At 29.8% G+C, this 19,440-nt stretch carries 16 protein-coding genes and 1 other annotated feature; of the genes, 13 read left to right on the forward strand and 3 right to left on the reverse strand.

From position 1 onward, the window contains the following. Positions 1–28 precede the first annotated feature (28 nt). Positions 29–141: a sequence feature (ribosomal protein L20 leader region), on the forward strand. A 30-nt stretch (positions 142–171) separates the two neighbouring features. The 3 genes from infC to rplT are packed head-to-tail and all read left to right on the forward strand — an operon-like array spanning position 172 to position 1,337. Continuing rightward, a complete protein-coding gene (gene infC / locus BQ7358_RS06640) occupies positions 172–699 on the forward strand; it encodes a translation initiation factor IF-3 (protein ID WP_021752744.1) in 528 nt (175 codons plus the stop codon). 26 nt (positions 700–725) lie between these two features. Then, positions 726–920, forward strand: coding sequence for a 50S ribosomal protein L35 (rpmI, locus tag BQ7358_RS06645; protein ID WP_004631723.1), 195 nt, complete (start codon positions 726–728; stop codon positions 918–920). A gap of 57 nt (positions 921–977) precedes the next feature. Further along, entirely contained in the window at positions 978–1,337 is a 360-nt protein-coding gene (gene rplT, locus BQ7358_RS06650; RefSeq protein ID WP_062173641.1) for a 50S ribosomal protein L20, read from the forward strand. A gap of 49 nt (positions 1,338–1,386) precedes the next feature. Here rplT and BQ7358_RS06655 read toward each other — a convergent pair whose 3' ends face one another. After that, complete coding sequence (locus BQ7358_RS06655) at positions 1,387–2,199, reverse strand: phosphotransferase (protein ID WP_062173639.1); 813 nt, start codon at positions 2,197–2,199, stop codon at positions 1,387–1,389. Between the two features lie 351 nt (positions 2,200–2,550). Between BQ7358_RS06655 and yaaA the strand changes: the two genes are divergently transcribed. From yaaA to ppc, 6 genes are all read left to right on the forward strand, one after another. After that, positions 2,551–2,766 carry a S4 domain-containing protein YaaA gene (gene yaaA / locus BQ7358_RS06660; protein ID WP_062173637.1) on the forward strand — a complete coding sequence of 72 codons (216 nt, stop codon included), beginning with the start codon at positions 2,551–2,553 and terminating at the stop codon, positions 2,764–2,766. Then, the gene (gene recF, locus BQ7358_RS06665; RefSeq protein ID WP_062173635.1) at positions 2,756–3,895 is read left to right on the forward strand and encodes a DNA replication/repair protein RecF; all 1,140 of its coding nucleotides are present in this window, start codon (positions 2,756–2,758) and stop codon (positions 3,893–3,895) included. Before yaaA ends, recF begins: the two co-directional genes overlap by 11 nt. Positions 3,896–3,997: 102 nt before the next feature. Further along, the gene (gene gyrB, locus BQ7358_RS06670) at positions 3,998–5,914 is read left to right on the forward strand and encodes a DNA topoisomerase (ATP-hydrolyzing) subunit B (RefSeq protein ID WP_062173633.1); all 1,917 of its coding nucleotides are present in this window, start codon (positions 3,998–4,000) and stop codon (positions 5,912–5,914) included. A 16-nt stretch (positions 5,915–5,930) separates the two neighbouring features. Continuing rightward, positions 5,931–8,378: a DNA gyrase subunit A gene (gyrA, locus tag BQ7358_RS06675; RefSeq protein ID WP_062173631.1), complete on the forward strand. Its 2,448-nt coding sequence runs from the start codon at positions 5,931–5,933 to the stop codon at positions 8,376–8,378. A 261-nt stretch (positions 8,379–8,639) separates the two neighbouring features. Next, complete coding sequence (tnpA, locus tag BQ7358_RS06680) at positions 8,640–9,104, forward strand: IS200/IS605 family transposase (protein ID WP_062171958.1); 465 nt, start codon at positions 8,640–8,642, stop codon at positions 9,102–9,104. 344 nt (positions 9,105–9,448) lie between these two features. Further along, a complete protein-coding gene (ppc, locus tag BQ7358_RS06685) occupies positions 9,449–12,139 on the forward strand; it encodes a phosphoenolpyruvate carboxylase (protein ID WP_062173581.1) in 2,691 nt (896 codons plus the stop codon). Positions 12,140–12,164: 25 nt separating this feature from the next. On the opposite strand, the gene BQ7358_RS06690 is transcribed toward ppc, so the two are convergent. Next, positions 12,165–12,650, reverse strand: coding sequence for a hypothetical protein (locus tag BQ7358_RS06690; RefSeq protein WP_062173580.1), 486 nt, complete (start codon positions 12,648–12,650; stop codon positions 12,165–12,167). A 9-nt stretch (positions 12,651–12,659) separates the two neighbouring features. After that, entirely contained in the window at positions 12,660–13,004 is a 345-nt protein-coding gene (locus BQ7358_RS06695; protein WP_062173579.1) for a winged helix-turn-helix transcriptional regulator, read from the reverse strand. 188 nt (positions 13,005–13,192) lie between these two features. Between BQ7358_RS06695 and BQ7358_RS06700 the strand changes: the two genes are divergently transcribed. From BQ7358_RS06700 to lon, 4 genes are all read left to right on the forward strand, one after another. Then, complete coding sequence (locus BQ7358_RS06700; protein ID WP_062173578.1) at positions 13,193–13,780, forward strand: nitroreductase family protein; 588 nt, start codon at positions 13,193–13,195, stop codon at positions 13,778–13,780. Positions 13,781–14,031: 251 nt separating this feature from the next. Continuing rightward, positions 14,032–15,510 carry an aldehyde dehydrogenase family protein gene (locus BQ7358_RS06705; protein WP_062173576.1) on the forward strand — a complete coding sequence of 493 codons (1,479 nt, stop codon included), beginning with the start codon at positions 14,032–14,034 and terminating at the stop codon, positions 15,508–15,510. Positions 15,511–15,907: 397 nt separating this feature from the next. After that, complete coding sequence (gene clpX / locus BQ7358_RS06710; protein WP_062173574.1) at positions 15,908–17,119, forward strand: ATP-dependent Clp protease ATP-binding subunit ClpX; 1,212 nt, start codon at positions 15,908–15,910, stop codon at positions 17,117–17,119. 22 nt (positions 17,120–17,141) lie between these two features. Then, on the forward strand, positions 17,142–19,439 hold the full coding sequence (gene lon / locus BQ7358_RS06715; protein ID WP_062173573.1) for an endopeptidase La: 2,298 nt from the start codon (positions 17,142–17,144) through the stop codon (positions 19,437–19,439). Position 19,440: the final 1 nt, after the last annotated feature.

Raw genomic sequence — 19,440 nt, forward strand, 5'->3', positions numbered from 1 at the left:
AATAAATATGTACAATAGATAATGTTGAATACAAAAGTAGAAGCACCCGTTTCTCACCTGCCAATGTTGATTGTTCAGGTTTATGTAGATGAAATGTAGAATTTTATGCTGGGTGTTTTGCACCCAGCTTTTTATTTGCTTTTAGTATTTAATGAATTTTATAAATAGGAGGTGCTGGTCATTAGTAAAGATACTGCACAAGTAAATGAAGGTATTAAAGCGAAAGAGTTTCTTTTAATTAGTCAAAACGGAGAACAATTAGGAGTAAAATCTAAAGCAGAGGCATTGCAAATAGCAGAAAGAATGAATTTAGATGTCGTTTTAGTTGCACCTAATGCAAAAACACCGGTTGCTAAAATTATGAATTATGGTAAATTCAAATTTGAGCAACAGAAAAAAGAAAAAGAAGCACGTAAGAAACAGAAAATCGTTACAACAAAAGAGATACGTTTATCTCCTACGATAGAAAAACACGATTTTGAAACTAAATTAAAAAATGCTAAAAAATTCTTAGCAAAAGAAGATAAAGTAAAAGTTTCTATTCGCTTTAAAGGGAGAGCAATCACCCATAAAGAAATTGGACAGAAAGTTTTAGAAAACTTTTCTAACGAAGCTAGCGATATAGCAACTGTCGAACAAAAACCTAAAATGGAAGGTCGCAGTATGTTTTTAGTTCTAGCACCAAAAAAAGAGAAATAAAGGTTTAATATAGGAGGAATTTGATAATGCCAAAAATGAAATCTCACCGTGGTTTAGCAAAACGTGTGAAAAAAACAGCTAACGGTAAGTTAAAACGTAGCCGTGCTTATACATCTCACTGGTTTTCAAGAAAAACTACTAAACAAAAACGTCACTTACGTAAAGCATCATTAGTATCTCGTGGTGATTACAAACGTATTAGAACTTTATTAGTTAAGTAATATAGAATTTATAATGTAAATACTTATTTATAAGTTATACTAAAGGAGGAATTAGATATGCCACGTGTAAAAGGTGGAACAGTGACTCGTCGTCGTCGTAAAAAAGTTTTGAAATTAGCTAAAGGTTATTTTGGATCAAAACATACATTATTCAAAGTAGCAAAACAACAAGTAATGAAATCTGGAATGTATGCGTTTAGAGATCGTCGTCAAACTAAACGTAATTTCAGAAGATTATGGATCGTTCGTATCAATGCTGCTGCTAGATTAAACGGACTATCATACAGTCGTTTAATGAACGGTCTAAAAGTTGCAGGTATTGATATTAATAGAAAAATGTTATCAGAAATAGCTATTCATGATGCTCAAGCTTTTTCAAGCATTTGTGAACAAGCAAAAGCAGCATTAGCTAAATAATAAAGATAAAAAGAAACTAGCAATTAGGTTAGTTTCTTTTTATCTTTATTTAATAAATAATTTTTCGAGGAGTTTTAAGGCTCTGATATTTCTTTACGGCAATCTCATGATAAATTTCTTCGCCACGTTTTTCATAAAGTAGAGTAGCCCAAGTGTACCATAATAAATCGCAAAAACGCAAGAAAATATCTAGTTTATTAAAATCACATTGTTTATCTGTGAAATATGCTTTGAGGAAAGTGATTGTTTCCTGATAATCCAGTTCATTTTCTGATATGAAACTGGCAATATCAAAGTAATAATCATTTTGCCCGGCATATTCATAATCTATTAAAAACAGATTATTTTCAGTAAATAAAAAATTCCCTTCAACTAAATCATTATGACATAATCTGTCAGGTTTATAAACCTTTTTTATTTCATCAACCAAATAAATAAAATTATCAATATCCAATTCATCAATAAGATTGAAATAAGAGTAAAAAGTATCAACTATATTGAAAGAATTTTCTGCCTGAAATTTTTTCGAATGAAACTTCTTAAGCAACTTTGCTATTTCGATGATGTTGGATAAATTTTTTTGCGAGATAAATGTTTTAGAATTTTTTTGGTATGGTGTAATAAGGTTGTTATTATTATAATGAATTACATTAAGAAAATACGGTTCATTTTTTAATAATTTAATGGCTTCTTTTTCGTTTTCTTTATTAACAAGTTTAGTATCATCTTTTTGTGTTCTGTAAAAATAACTATTTTGCTCAGTATGAACGATGTAATTTTTGTTAGTAATACCATAGCTTGTTTCTATCATGGTAATTATTTTTTCTTCGAGAATTTTTTCCAGTTTTTCTTTTTTATACATATATATCACTCACTCTTAATTTTAAATCACCCATATTATATAATATTAGCTTGTTTATGTAAAATGAAAAAGTTTTCAACAAAAAAATTGGAATTATAAATTAGTATATTAAAATCCTATTTTTTAGATGGAATTAGTAAAAAAATATTATCATAAACATTTTAAATTTTATGTTAATTTACCTAAAAGAATATATCAAAAAAATGGTTGATATAATTGAAAAATAGATAGAAAAAATGAAGTTAATATAACATGTTTCCTTGAAAAAAAAATTGTTTTTTGATATAATTAAAGAGTATAAAATATATTTATATACAAAATATTTTTTTTAAATTTTACAGGAGGTGTAAAGTGAAAAAAGTAGTAATTGATAATGAGTATATTACTTTATCTCAATTTTTAAAAATGGAAGACTTTATTAATTCCGGAGGACAGGCAAAGTTTTTTCTTTCGGAAGAAGATGTATTTTTAAACAATGAATTAGAACAGCGTAGAGGGAAAAAACTATATTCAGGTGACATAGTAAAGATAAAAAATAAAGAATTTTTAATTAGTAATGAAAATTAGAGAATTAAAATTACTTTATTTTAGAAATTATGAAGCACTTGGATTGGAGTTACATCCCTCTCTTAATGTTTTAGTCGGTGATAATGCTAATGGTAAAACAAATTTAATAGAGGCTATTTTTTGTTTAGCACTGGGGAAAAGTTATCGTACTAAAAGTGATAGTGAATGTATTAAATTTGGAGAAAGTGCAACAGCGATGTCTTGTGTACTGAACAAAAGAAATAGAAATATAAATATTATGCTTGGAATAAGCAATAAGGGAAAAAATGCAAAGATAGCAGGAATAAAAAGAACAAAACTCACAGACTTTGTGGGTGAACTTAATGTCGTTTTATTTTCTCCGGAGGATTTACAAATTGTAAAAGGTTCTCCGGTGCTAAGAAGAGAATTTATTAATAGAGAATTTTATCAATTCTCAAGAGTATATCATAGATATAATCTTATGTATCAGCATTTGTTAAGACAGCGTAATGCTTATTTAAAAGATATGAGAAAAAATCCGAAAGATGAGTTAGCATTAACGTATCTTGAAACTTTAACATCTCAATTGGTAAAAATTGCTATGTATATCACAAAAGAGCGTGTTAATTTTGTAAGAGATATAGCAAAACTTGCAAAGGATAATATGAATAATATTTCGAATGGTACGGAGAAATTAGAAATAAGGTATAAAAGTTCTATTTTAGAACAACTTAGCATTGAAAATATTGATGATAAAAGATTTACTGAAGAAAATATTGTTGAAAATATGATGAAAAAATCATTTGATGATATTATGCGTGGAAGTACAAAGGTAGGTCCGCATCATGATGATTTAATTTTCTATATTAATAATTTAGATGCAAAGGTCTATGCTTCACAAGGGCAACAACGTAGTATTGTTTTATCGCTAAAACTTTCAGAAATAGATTATCTGAAACAGAAAACAGAAACTTATCCGGTACTTCTGTTAGATGATGTTTTAAGTGAACTTGATAAAACACGTCAGCAAAAGTTGTTGGATGCAATTAATGAAAATGTTCAAACTTTTATAACAACACCTTCAATAACTGAGATAAAAGAGGAATTATTAAAAAAATCTAAGGTATTTTATATAAAACAGGGTAATGTTAGTGAAACAAGTTATTAAAAAAATATTTTGTAATTATTCAAAGATGAATGATAATATTTTATAGTAAAGAAAGTTATATTTAGTTAAAATGATAAATGTAATAAGATGAAAGGAATAATCATGGTAGAGAAAAAAGAAATGCAAGAATATAATGCTGACCAGATTCAAGTTCTTGAGGGGCTTGAAGCTGTTAGGGTAAGACCCGGTATGTATATTGGTTCAACATCAAGTAAAGGGTTACACCATCTTGTTTGGGAGATAGTAGATAACTCTATTGATGAAGCGTTAGCAGGGTATTGTGATACGATTACTGTTGCGATTGAAAAAGATAATTGGATAAGAGTAGAGGACAACGGACGTGGTATTCCGATTGATATTCAGGAACAAACGGGAAAACCTGCATTAGAAGTAATTTTAACAGTATTACATGCCGGTGGTAAATTTGGCGGTGGCGGTTATAAAGTATCCGGAGGACTTCATGGAGTTGGGGCTAGTGTAGTTAACGCTCTATCTACCGACTTGGAGGCGTACGTTCATCGTGATGGTCATATTTATTTGATGAAGTTTCAACGTGGGGAAGTTGTACAAGATATTACGGTTGTCGGTGTAACTGATAAAACAGGGACAACAGTTCGTTTTAAAGCTGATCCAGAAATTTTCCAAGAAACAACGGAGTATGAATATGATATTTTACGTATGCGTATTCGTGAACTTGCATTCTTAAATAAGGGAATTACGATTATTCTTAAAGATGAAAGAGAAGGGCAAGAAAAAGAAGAATCGTTTTGTTATGAAGGCGGATTATTGGAATATGTTGAAATGCTTAACGAGAACAAAGATGCTCTGCATGAGGCAATTTATGTTCAAGGAGAAATGGATGGCAAAGAGGTTGAAATTTCAATGCAATATAATACAGGTTACGCCAGCAATGTTTTAAGTTATGCAAATAACATTAATACCCATGAAGGCGGGACCCATGAAAGTGGGTTTAAAACAGCCTTAACACGAATTATTAATTCTTATGGAAAGAAAAATAAACTGATTAAAGAAAAAGAATCATTAACAGGTGATGATGTTAGGGAAGGTCTTGTTGCTATTATTTCCATAAAACATCCTAATCCACAGTTTGAAGGACAGACAAAAACAAAACTTGGAAATTCAGAAATGAGTACCATAACTAATAAATTATTTTCAGAAGAGTTAGATAGATTTTTACTGGAAAATCCTAAAACTGCAAAAATTATTGTCGAAAAAGGATTACAAGCATCACGTGCAAGAATTGCCGCTAAAAAAGCTCGTGAATCAACACGTCGTAAAAATGCTTTAGAATTTACAAATTTACCGGGGAAATTAGCTGATTGTTCCAGCAAAGATGCAACCGAATGTGAATTATTCCTAGTCGAAGGAGATTCTGCAGGAGGAAGTGCAAAACTTGGACGTAACAGCACTTTTCAAGCTATTTTACCATTAAAAGGTAAGATTTTAAATGTGGAAAAAGTAAGAATAGATAAAGTATTATCTAGTGATGAAATTCGTTCTTTAATTACGGCTGTAGGAATGGGAATTGGAGAAACATTAAATATTGACAAATTACGTTATCATAAAATTGTAATTATGACTGATGCTGATGTTGACGGAAGTCATATTCGTACGTTGTTATTAACATTCTTCTTTAGATACATGAAAGAATTAATTGATGCAGGATATGTTTATATTGCAAGACCGCCATTATATGGTTTAAAAGTTGGGAAAAAAGAATATTATTCACATACAGAGGAGGAATTAAAAGAGCATATTGAAGAATATGCTAAAGATAAAAAATATGCCGTTCAACGATATAAAGGTCTTGGAGAAATGAATGCTGAAGAATTATGGGCTACAACAATGGATCCGGAACATCGTTTAATGTATAAAGTAAGTATTGATGATGCACAACGTGCAGATGCGGCGTTTGAGGTCTTAATGGGTGAAAAAGTTGAACCTAGACGTAAGTTTATTGAAGAGAATGCGTTGAATGTTATTAATTTAGATGTTTAATACGAAAGGATAGAACATGGAAGATAATAAAAATAATATTACCTTGAGAAACATAACAACAGAAATTGAAAATTCTTTCTTGGATTACTCAATGAGTGTTATTGTCTCACGTGCATTGCCGGATGTACGTGATGGTTTAAAACCTGTACATAGAAGAATATTATATGCCTTTAATGAATTAGGACTAACATATGATAAACCTTATAGAAAAAGTGCAGCGGTAGTAGGGGAAGTAATGGCAAAATATCACCCTCACGGTGATTCTGCAACATATGGAACAATCGTTCGTTTAGCACAAGATTTTAATAGTCGTTATCCGCTGGTTGACGGGCAAGGAAACTTTGGTTCTATTGACGGAGATGGTGCTGCTGCAATGCGTTATACAGAAGCACGTATGAGTAAAATCGCATCCGAAATGTTACGTGATATAAATAAAAATACTGTTGATATGCAAGATAACTATGACGGTACCAAAAAAGAACCAAAAGTATTGCCGGCCAAAATACCTAACTTATTAGTAAATGGAAGTAGCGGTATCGCAGTAGGTATGGCTACAAATATTCCACCGCATAATTTAGGAGAAGTTATTGACGGTATTGTGGCACTGTCCGATAATCCTGATATAACAATAGCGGAACTAATGACAAAAATAAAAGGACCGGACTTTCCAACCGGAGCATATTTACTGGGGCGTAGCGGCATAGTTAAAGCATATAATACCGGACGTGGTTCAATTATTATGCGTGGTAAAACTGCAATTGAGCAGATGAAAAATGGGAAAGAACGTATTGTTATTACAGAAATACCTTATCAGGTAAATAAAGCAAAATTGGTAGAAAAAATAGCGGAATTAGCCCGTGATAAAAAAATAGAAGGTGTAACAGATTTACGTGATGAAAGTAGTTTGAAAGGAATTCGTATTGTTATTGAATTACGCCGAGATGTTAACAGTAATGTAATTTTAAATAATCTTTATAAATTGACGCCTCTACAAAGTTCATTTGGTGTGAATATGATTGCTCTTGTAAACGGTGTACCTAAGTTATTAAATTTAAAAGAGGCACTATATTATTATTTAGAACATCAAAAAGAAGTTGTAGTAAGAAGAACGAAATTTGATCTCAAAAAAGCACAAGATCGTGCTCATATTTTAGAAGGATTAAGGATTGCCCTTGATAATATCGACAGAATAATTAGTTTAATTCGCGGTTCTAAGACAACAGAAGAGGCCAAAACAGGATTAATAAAACAATTTGATTTATCTGATATTCAAGCACAAGCTATATTAGATATGCGACTACAACGTTTAACAGGGTTAGAACGTGAAAAAATTGAAGATGAGTATAGTAAATTAATGAATTTAATAAAAGATTTACAAGATATCTTGAATAAAGAAGATCGTGTTCGTGAAATTGTTAAAACAGAGTTACTCGAAATAAAAGAAAAATATGGAGATTCACGTCGTAGTGTTATAATTGAAGGACAAGTTGATACGATAGATAATGAAGATTTAATAGAAAAAGAACAAATAATTATTACATTATCACACAATCAATATATCAAACGTTTAGCAGCTAGTACATATAAATCTCAAGGACGTGGTGGACGTGGTGTTAATGGAATGACAACAAATGATGAAGATAATATCGCATATATGTTAAGTTGTTCAACTCATGATCATATATTATTCTTTACAGATAAAGGTAAGGTATACACACTTAAAGGATATGAAGTTAATCAAATGAGTAGACAATCAAAAGGAATACCGATAATAAATCTTCTTGAAATTGAAAAAGAAGAAAAAGTTAATTCTATTATTGCCATTTCCGACTTACAAGAAGAAGGAACAAATCTAATTTTCTCTACTAAGTTTGGTATTATTAAAAAATCTAAACTCGGTGATTACGCAAGTATTCTTAAAAAAGGGAAAATAGCACTTAAACTTGATGACGGTGATTCTCTAATAGATGTTCAACGAATTACTGATGAACAAGATATTATGATTGTAACAGCTAATGGGCAAGCAATTCGTATTAATGCAGAAAAAGTACGTACCATGGGACGGGTGAGTCGTGGTGTGAAAGGTATTACACTCGGTTTAGATGATTATGTTATTGGCATGGAAGTAGTAGATGAAACGAAAAAAATCTTGACTGTAACCGAAAATGGTATTGGTAAAATATCTAAATCAACGGAATTTAATGTAATTAACCGTGGAGGAAAAGGTGTCAAAGTAGCAAAAGTTACGAAGAAAACAGGTAAAATCGTTGCGGTAAAATCAATTGCAGGTAACGAAGATCTAATGGTAATGACAAACCAAGGTGTTATTATTCGAATTGATATTTCAACAATTAGTACACTAGGGCGTACAGCAACAGGGGTTAAAGTAATCAATTTAGTTGATGATCAAAAAGTGGCGACAGTTACATTAGCAGAAAAAGAAGAAAATTATGAAGAAGAATAATCTGATGTAAAATTGATTATATTACATGACTACCGATCATAAAAAGCAGTTAGAAAGTTTATACGAAGGATTTAGTTTTGTCATAACAGGACTAAATCCTTTTCATTAATGGCTTTAGCCAGTTGAGGAGGCGAAGTCTCCGAAACAATAAACCACCCGCTATGCGGGTGCGAGAAAAGAGTTAAACAATTGAAAAATCATCCTTTCTTGATAAAATAAGAGTAGTTCAAGCACTAAAATAAAGAAAGGATGATTTTAATTATGGCAAATAAACATAATAGTTTATCGCATACAAAGTGGATATGTAAATACCATATTGTATTTACCCCTAAGTATAGACGAAAAATAGAATTTAATCAATACAAACGAGATATAGTAGATATAATAAAAAGGTTATGTAAGTATAAAGGAGTGGAAATAATAGAAGGACATATAATGCCAGATCATATACATTTGCTGTTATCAATACCACTAAAATATAGTGTATCAAGTTTTATGGGATATTTGAAAGGAAAAAGTTCACTGATGATATTTGATATGCATGCAAACCTGAAGTATAAGTATGGGAATAGAAAGTTTTGGGCAGAAGGATACTATGTAAGTACTGTAGGTTTGAATGAAGGTACAATAAGAAAATACATCAAAGATCAAGAAGCGCATGATATTGCAATAGATAAACTGACAACAAAAGAATATACAAATCCATTTGGAAATAAGAAAAAATAGATAAACCCGTTTGACGGGTAGCGGGCGTAAAAATACAATAGGGCTTGAACAAATGTGAAAGCCAGCGTCTTGAGGTGCGTGTTAGTAACAAAGGGTTATACCCGAAGAGAAAACCACCCCTTTTCAGGGGTGGTCATTATTTTAGTATAACTTTTTGTTGTTAAAATATAAAATAATTAGTTATTTTTTCTAAAATCAGAACATTTTGACAAAAATGGTCATAAAAGTTTGCAAATTAAGAAAAAAACTGGGAAATATCAAAAAATAAATTGTTTTCTTCTTTAAAAAGCTATATAATGGATATATGCTATTAAATTTCATATAAAAATACTAAGGAGTATTACATGCAAAGTACGAGATTAGAGAGTAGTATTAACGAAAATATTGTTCAAGAAGAGATTCAGCTATTGACTGAAATGTTGTTGGAAGCCACTAGAAAAATGACATCAGAAGAAACTTTTAAAAAAATTATGACATTAAAAAAATTGGCGGATAACAAAAAATATGATGAATTAAATACTGTTGTAAAAGATTTAACAAAAGAGGAAATGTATACAGTAGCAAAATTTTTCTCAGTATTGCCGCTTCTTATAAATATAGCGGAAGATGTAGATTTGGCATTTGAAGTAAATTACAAAAATAATGCCGGTGAAAATTATATAGGAAAACTTAAAACGGCAATAGAAAAAATAACGGATAATACTATATTAGAGAATATAAATGTTGTTCCCGTTTTAACTGCTCATCCTACACAGGTTCAAAGAAAGTCTATGTTGGATTTAACCGAAGAGATACATTCACTGCTTAGAAAACACCGTGATATTAAGCAAGGGCTCATAAATGAAACGAAATGGAGAAATAGTCTTCAAAAACATATAGAGATTATTTTACAAAGTGATACTATTCGTGAAAAAAAATTAAAAGTATCAAATGAAATAACTAATGTTCTTGAATATTATAATCGTTCTTTTATTCAAGCAATTTCTACCCTAATGACAGAATATAAAAATTTACTTAAAGAAAATAATATTTCTTTAATGAATGAAACACCAATTACTATGGGAATGTGGATAGGAGGAGACCGTGACGGAAATCCTTATGTAACTGCAGAAACATTAAAACTTTCAGCTATGAAACAATGTGAAGTAATATTAGATTATTATGTTGTAAAATTAGAAAATCTGTATAGAACATTTTCTATCTCTTCTCAATTTATTAACGTAAGTGATGAATTGAGAAGTCTTTCAGAAAAATCAACAGATGTTTCTGAATATAGGGAAAAAGAACTTTATAGAAAATCTATTTTTTACATTAAAGAAAAACTATTAAATACAAAAAATTATTTATTAAACGATATAAAATCAGAAAATATTTATTTAACAACCTGTGAATTTGAAAAAGATTTAGAAGTCATAAAAAATTCTCTTTTGGAAAATAATGGGGAAGTATTTATAACCGGAGAATTTGAAGAATTATTAAATATCGTAAAAATTTTCGGCTTTTATTTGGCAAGTATTGATATGAGGCAAGATTCCAGTGTTCACGAAGTTTGTGTAGATGAACTATTAAGAAATGCCAATATAGTGAAAAATTACAGCGATTTACCGGAAAAAGATAAATGTAAAGTGTTATTAAAGCAATTAGTTGAAGATCCCAGACCGCTCAGTATCGGGGATAATTCAAAACAATCAGAACAGTTAAATAAAGAACTTGAAATTTTTAGAACTGCAAGAATTTTAAAAGACAAGTTAGGCGATAATATTATTAAGCAAAGTATTATTTCACATACAACAAGTATTTCGGATTTGTTAGAACTTGCTATCATGTTAAAAGAAGTTGGATTAGTAGGAAAAGATTTTGCAAGGCTTCAACTTGTCCCATTATTTGAAACTATTGAGGATTTAGAAAATTCATATGAAGTAATGGATAATTATTTGAAATTGGATATAGTTAAAGAATGGATTAAAGATAACAAATATTATCAAGAAATAATGTTAGGTTATTCTGATAGTAATAAAGACGGAGGTTATTTATCTTCGGGTTGGTCTTTATATAAGGCTCAACAAAAACTGGCTTTATTAGGCGATAAACATGGAATAAAAATAACATTTTTCCACGGACGTGGAGGAACTGTCGGTCGTGGTGGTGGTCCCAGTTATGATGCGATAGTATCACAACCGCTAGGTAGTCTACAAGATAGAATTCGATTAACAGAACAAGGTGAAGTAATAGGAGCAAAATACGGCAATAAAGATGCCGCTTACTATAATTTGGAAACATTATTCTCGGCAGTAATAGAAAGAATGAATTCTGATAAAGTAGAATTAGATGAGAGTTTATATAGAAAAATTACAAATGTAATGGATGAAATTGTTACAGATAGTTATAAAACATATAGAAAATTAGTTTTTGAAAATAAAGAATTTTATAATTATTTCTTTGAGGCTACTCCAATAAAAGAAATTTCCAGTTTAAATATCGGCTCACGACCGGTATCACGTAAAAAAATTACGGATATAGGTGGACTTCGTGCTATACCTTGGGTATTTTCATGGTCGCAAAGTAGAATAATGTTACCCGGTTGGTATGGAGTAGGAACAGCATTCTCTAATTTTATAAAAAAAGATAGTAAAAATCTCTCTTTTCTTCAAGAACTGTACGAACAATGGCCATTTTTCAAAGCATTATTGTCAAATGTTGATATGGTGATGTCAAAAGCAGATATGGGGATTGCAAAAGAATATGCAAATCTTTGTAGTGATGAAAAAACAAAAAAAGTGTATAGTGAAATTTTAAAAGAATGGAATTTAACAAAAGAGGTTGTTTTAAAAATTTCTAAACATAGTAATTTTTTAGAAGATAATTTCTATTTAACACAAAGTTTAGAGCATAGATTACCATATTTTAATACATTAAATTATGTACAAATAGAACTTATAAGACGTGCAAGACAAGGAGAAATTCCTGATTCTCAAATAAATACAATTCATATAACAATAAACGGAATAGCAACAGGTTTAAGAAATTCCGGATAATATGAAACCGAAGTAATAGAAAATGTTACTTCGGTTTTTTTGATATTAATGTTGAAAAATCCAAATCATCATATTTTGATTTTATATTTTTAGATAGAGTATCAAAATTATTATTTGGAAATAACGGATCAAAATCATCGTCGATAGAATTTTTTTTATGCTGTGAAGTAAATTTATTACCGGAAATATCCTCTTCTTGATCAGTTAAATTTTCTGTATAAATTTTTTTATAACTATTTTGATGATTTATTTCAATATCATTTGGAGAGCTTACACCTTTAAAGTTGTAAAATAACGGACCATATTCTTCCAGTAATTCTTCGTTTGATAAGTTAATAAATGGATTTTCTATTTTCTCTACCGTTTTGGAGTAAATTTCTTCTACTATTTTTTCATTAGTTTCTATGGTGGCTACATTATTTTGCCAAGATAAAATAATATTAAAAAGTATTTCGAGTTGTTTTTCACTTAGATACGGTAGATAATTTCTAATTTTTTGTGCTGTATCCATAGTTTTACCTTACGATTTTTGAGCTGTTGTTTTTAAATATTCAATATAATCAGCACCCCAATTTTCCAATTCATCAAGAACTTTTTGAAAATTTTTTCCTATTGATGTTAAACTATATTCAACTTTTGGGGGAACTTGAGCGTAAACTTCACGATGAATAAGACCGTCATGTTCCAGTTGTTTAAGTTGTTTAGTTAAGGTAGCTTGAGTAATTTCTCCAAGTTCACGTTGTAATTCATTAAATCTTTTTTCTTTATTACTAAGAATATGAAGTATCAAAATAGTCCATTTTCCCGCAAGGATCTTTTGTGTAGTAAAAAATGGGCAAATTCCAAATAAAGTTTCGTTTTTCATATTTTACCTCCTGAATTTTATTAAAATTTATATTGATATTATGAAATTCTATCAAAAAAGATACTAAGTATAATAAAAAAACGTACTTGATATTTTTTTTATACAACTATATAATCATATATATAAATTATAAAACAAAAATGCTCTTGAAGCAAGATAAAATTTAAAAATAAAAAGGAGATTTTAATATGACACAAGAAAAATTATATCAAACAAGAAGAAGTAATTACGCATTAGGAAAAAACCTTCCAATTTCAGAAGAGAAAGTGTTAGAAATTATAAAAAATGCAATAAAATATTCACCAAGTGCTTTTAATTCGCAAACTGCACATGCAGTAGTGTTGTTAGGTGATAACCACGATAAATTATGGAATATAACATTTAATGAATTATCTAAAATATTACCTAATGAAGATGCTAAAAAAACAACTAAAGATAAATTAGATACTTTTTCTGCAGCATACGGAACAATTTTATTCTTTGAAGATCATGATGTAGTAAAAGGATTGCAAGAACAATTTCCAACATATGCTGACAATTTTCCATTATGGTCTGAACAATCAACAGGTATTGCATCATTTGCTGTATGGAATGCATTGGCAGAAGCTGGAGTAGGTGCAAATATCCAACATTATAATCCATTAATTGATGATGCTGTAGCTAAAGAATGGGATATTCCGACCAATATGGTATTACGTGCACAAATGCCGTTTGGTGAAATTACAGCTCCGGCAGCACCTATTGAGAGAACTGATAGAACACGTATAATAAAATAATTTGTTAAAAAATTATAAACTTTCTTTTTAATTAATTGTAATAAAAAGAAAGTTTATTTTATTTATTTATAATTATGAGTAAAATGAATAGAATTTTAAAAAAGAAAAAGGTTAGTTTTAATTTTTTATATTTTAAATTTAAGAAAATATAAAACTATATTTTTTATGAATAATAAATTTATAAGCACAAAAATTGAAACGCATACATTGTTATGTTATTATAATAAAAAAATTAAAAAGGAGATTTTCTGATGGAAAAATTAAAAAAAGAAAATTTTAAAATGTATATTGATGGGGAATGGGTGGACTCATCAGATAAATTAGTTGTGAAATCTTATAACCCGGCTAATTCAGAGTATTTAGCGAACTTCCCAGATGCGACTGAAGAAGATGTAAATAGTGCAGTAGCGGCTGCAAGAAGAGCCTTCAAAACTTGGAGAAAAACAACAGTTAGCGAACGTGCTGCCTTATTAAATAAAATTGCAGATATAATTGATGAAAATACGGAACTGTTAGCAATAACAGAATCACTTGATAATGGTAAACCGATAAGAGAAACTTTAAGTGTTGACGTTCCGCTAAGTGCAAAACATTTTAGATATTTTGCGGGATGTATTTTAGCTGATGAAGGACAAGCAACGGTATTAGATGAAAAATTTTTAAGCCTAATTTTAAGAGAGCCTATAGGTGTTGTTGGGCAAATTATACCTTGGAATTTTCCGTTTTTAATGGCAGCATGGAAACTTGCACCGGCTTTGGCAGCAGGGAATACTATCGTTATTAAACCGTCAAGTTTAACTTCACTTAGCTTGTTGACATTTGTAGAACTAATTCAAGATATATTGCCTAAAGGAGTGTTAAACGTAGTTACAGGGCGTGGAAGTAAATCAGGTGAGTTTCTAAAAAATCATAATGGTTTAGATAAACTCGCATTTACCGGATCAACAGAAGTTGGAAGAAAAATTGCCTTAGCTGCTGCAGAAAAATTGATACCTGCAACATTAGAATTGGGTGGAAAATCAGCAAATATTATTTTAGATGATGCAGATATGGAAAAAGCATTAGACGGTGTTCAATTAGGTATCTTATTTAACCAAGGACAAGTATGCTGTGCCGGTTCAAGAATATTTGTTCAAGAGGGTATTTATGATGAGTTTGTAGCGAAAGTAAAAGAAAGATTTACTAAACTTATAATAGGGGATCCGTTAAACCCTGAAACACAAATGGGAAGCCAAATTGATGAAAAACAAGCCGAGAAAATTATTAACTATATTGAAATTGCTAAAAAAGAAGGTGGAGAAATTCTTGTAGGCGGAGAAAGATATACGGAAAATGGTTGTGACAAGGGAGCATTTGTTAAACCTACATTAATTACTAATATAAATAATGGATGCCGTATCGCTCAAGAAGAGGTATTTGGTCCGGTTTCGGTAATTATTAAATTCAAATCTGATGAGGAAGTTATTAACCAAGCAAATGACAGTGAATATGGACTGGCTGGAGCAGTATTTTCTAAAAATATTAATAGAGCATTAAATATTGCTCGCAGTGTTGAAACCGGAAGAATGTGGGTTAATACTTATAATCAAATTCCGGAACACGCACCATTCGGCGGATATAAGAAATCAGGTATTGGACGTGAAACTCATAAAGTTATTCTTGAACACTATTCACAAATGAAAAATATCTTAATTGATTTAACTGATGATATATCAGGATTTTATAATTAAGACTTCGTAAAGAAATAAAGGTGTAGAGCAAAAATCTACACCTTTATTTTTTAAGAAAATAATTTATTATTGCAATTTTGATAAAATAACAAATTGCTGTTTTTTTATATTATTTTAAAATAGTTATAATATTAATTTTTCAGAGTTTCTATCAAGGTATTTGGAATAAATCGTTTCACGTAAAAATACATATTATGATAGAAATTCTGAAATTTTTATAAATTAAAATAGATAAAATAAAAGAAAGAACGATACATGAATATTTGTAGATTGCACTAAAATTACTAGAAAATATAGGGGATATATGGTATAATGTAGTGTATCTTTTTGAGCTTTGTGATACAATTATGATGATAGATAAAAGAATTATAAAGTTCAAGATTGTGAGGTGTAATTAATGAAACACGATACTAAAAAAATACATTGTTCATTTTGTGGTAAAAGCACTGATGAAGTGTTTAAAATGATTGCAGGTAACGATGTATTTATTTGTGATGAGTGTGTAGATTTATGTTCTGATATGATTGAAGAAGAATTAGAGTATAGAAATAATTTAACAAAAAAAGAATTTAAATTATTAAAACCACATGAAATAATGAATAAACTAAATGATTATGTAATAAGTCAAGATAAAGCAAAAAAATCAGTTGCTGTTGCTGTTTACAATCATTACAAGAGAATAAATACAAAAAAAGATGATAACGATATTGAGTTGCAAAAAAGTAATATTGCTTTAATTGGGAGTACAGGTTCAGGGAAAACTTTAATAGCACAAACCTTGGCTAAAATGTTAGATGTTCCTTTTGCTATTTCCGATGCAACAACTTTAACAGAGGCCGGGTATGTAGGAGAGGACGTTGAAAATATTTTACTTCGTCTTATTCAAAATGCCAATTATGATATAGAGAGAGCTGAAAGAGGAATTATCTATATTGATGAAATTGATAAAATTGCTAAGAAAGGTGAAAATGTTTCAATAACACGTGATGTATCCGGTGAAGGTGTTCAACAAGCATTGTTAAAAATCTTGGAAGGAACGGTTGCAAGTGTGCCGCCACAAGGAGGAAGAAAGCACCCCGGAGAAGAAATGATAAAAATAAATACAAAAGATATTTTATTTATTATCGGTGGAGCATTTTCAGGAATTGAAGAAATAATAAAACGTCGTTTAGGAGAAAAAATTATTGGTTTTACTAAGAGTGATGAGCTTAATGACGAAGAAGATATTATTTCAAAAGTAAAACATGAAGATTTGGTAAAATTTGGAATTATACCGGAATTTATAGGTAGAATACCTGTCATTTGTTATTTAGAAGAACTCGATGAGAAAGATTTAATAAGGGTATTAAAAGAACCTAAAAATTCGGTATTAAAGCAATATGAATACTTATTTGAATTAGATAATGTTAAGTTAATATTTGAAAATTCAGCATTGGAAGAAATTGCCAAAGAATCAATTAAAAGAAAAACAGGAGCAAGAGGATTACGTTCTATAATTGAAGAAATATTACTTGACGTAATGTATGATATACCTAGTAAAAAAAATATTACAGAGTGTATTGTAACTAAAGAGAATGTAATTAACAAAACAAAACCAATATTAAAATAATTGATTGAGAGAGGAGTTAGTTTTGGGTAAATATTATTTATTAGAGCATAAAGATTTATTTTTCCCGTCTAATACTTACACAATAGATATAGAGGATAAAAGATTTTTAAAAACTATAAAAGGATTGAAAAAAGATAAATTTTCCGTTTTTATTGCTAATAATCGAAAATTTATCGATACTTATGATGAGGAATTTTCAGAAGAGGATATGTATGATGCACAAGGTTTTAATATTTTCTTTGGTACATACGGTCAATTAACTGTTGATAAGAAAAATAAAATTTACCAATATTCATGTTACGGTGTTGCAGAAGTGAAAAGTGGTGTATATAAGGATAATATGGTAGAATACTTAGATATAACCACAAAAGAAACTGAACATGGTGATATTAATGAAAATGTGGCGTTGATAAAATTAAAAACCGAACTTAGTTCATACTTAGCTAATGAAAATTTTGAGATAGATCTTTATGAAACGGATGATTTGGAGAAATTTATTAATAAGAATATTAAGTATTTTCCAATTGATAAATTTTTTAAAAAACGTGTGTTATATTCATTAAGTTTAGATAAGAAAGTTGCTGCTATTATAAAAGGATTTGATATGCTTGATTCCGGTGTGGATTTAAAACGTAAAATTGATAAAAAAGTTAGAGAAAATATTGATAATCAACAAAAAGAATATTTTTTACGTGAGCAGATGAAAGTAGTTCAAGATGAACTTAAACAAATTGTTCCGGAAGATGACGATTTAGAAAAATTGAAAAAGCAAATTTTAGATATAAAATTAGCTAAAGAAGATGAAGATGTTCTTATGAAAGAGTTGGACAGATTAGAAAAAACTCCGGTAATGAGTCCGGAACATTCTATTATTAGAACATATTTAGAAACTGTAGTTGCACTTCCTTGGAATAATGTTACTAAAGATGAGATTGATATAAAAAATGCAGAAAAAATCTTAAATGAAGATCACTACGGTTTGGAAAAGATAAAAGAGCGTATTTTGGAATTTTTAGCAGTTAAAAAATTACGTGAGGATATGAAATCACCAATTCTCTGCTTAGCCGGTCCTCCGGGAGTAGGGAAAAGTTCTTTGGCAAAATCAATAGCGACTTCTATGAACAGAAGTTTTATTCGTATATCTTTAGGGGGTATAAGAGATGAAGCAGAGATAAGAGGGCATAGAAGAACCTATTTAGGAGCCTTACCGGGAAAATTAATTCAATCTTTAAAAAAAGTAAAAACTAAAAATCCGGTTATTTTATTGGATGAAATAGATAAAATGGCTTCAGATATAAAGGGAGATCCGGCAGCAGCAATGTTGGAAGTAATTGATCCTGAACAAAATAATGAATTTGTGGATCACTATTTGGATATTCCTTTTGATTTATCACAAGTATTATTTATTGCAACCGCTAATAATTTAGGGATGATTCCGGCACCGCTCCGTGATAGAATGGAGATTATAGAATTAGAATCTTATACGGTAAAAGAAAAAGAGAATATTGCAATTAAATATTTAATACCAAAACAAATAAAAGAGAATGGTTTAGAAATTAACAATGTTACATTTTCAAAAGCAGCGGTGAATAAGATAATTAACAGTTATACTTATGAAGCCGGAGTTAGAAGTTTAGACAGAGTAATTGCTTCGGTATGTAGAAAAGTCGCATTACGTGTATTAAAAGGTGAAGAAAAAATAAAAGTTGGCGTCAATAACTTAGAAAGTTTTGTTGGCCCTGAAAAATATAATATGAAAGATAAGAATAGTGAACCACAAATCGGATTAGTTAATGGTTTAGCCTATACTAGTGTAGGAGGGGATACTTTAGAAATAGAAACAAGTATTTCTAAAGGAAGCGGGAAAATTGTTCTTACCGGTAAGCTGGGTGATGTAATGAAAGAATCGGCACAAATGGCTATTTCATATTTAAGATCTAATGCGGAGGAGTTAGGACTTTCTGACATTAACTTCTCTGAAATAGATATTCATCTTCATGTTCCGGAAGGTGCAGTACCTAAAGATGGTCCTTCAGCGGGAATAACAATAACGACTTCTGTATATTCAGCACTTACAAAAAAAACGGTTGATAACAATATTGCTATGACAGGAGAAATGACCCTTCATGGAAAAATTCTTCCAATTGGCGGGGTAAAAGAAAAAGTTTTAAGTTCAGAAAAAATGAATATTAATACTATTATTATTCCAACTAAAAATAAAAAAGACTTAATTGATATTCCAAGAGAAGTTTTGAACAGATTGACTATTTATACCGTAGATAATATTCATCAAGTATTTGGTGTGGTGTTTGGAGAATAAT

It is taken from the genome of Gemella massiliensis (assembly GCF_900120125.1).
Classification (GTDB): Bacteria; Bacillota; Bacilli; order Staphylococcales; family Gemellaceae; genus Gemella; species Gemella massiliensis.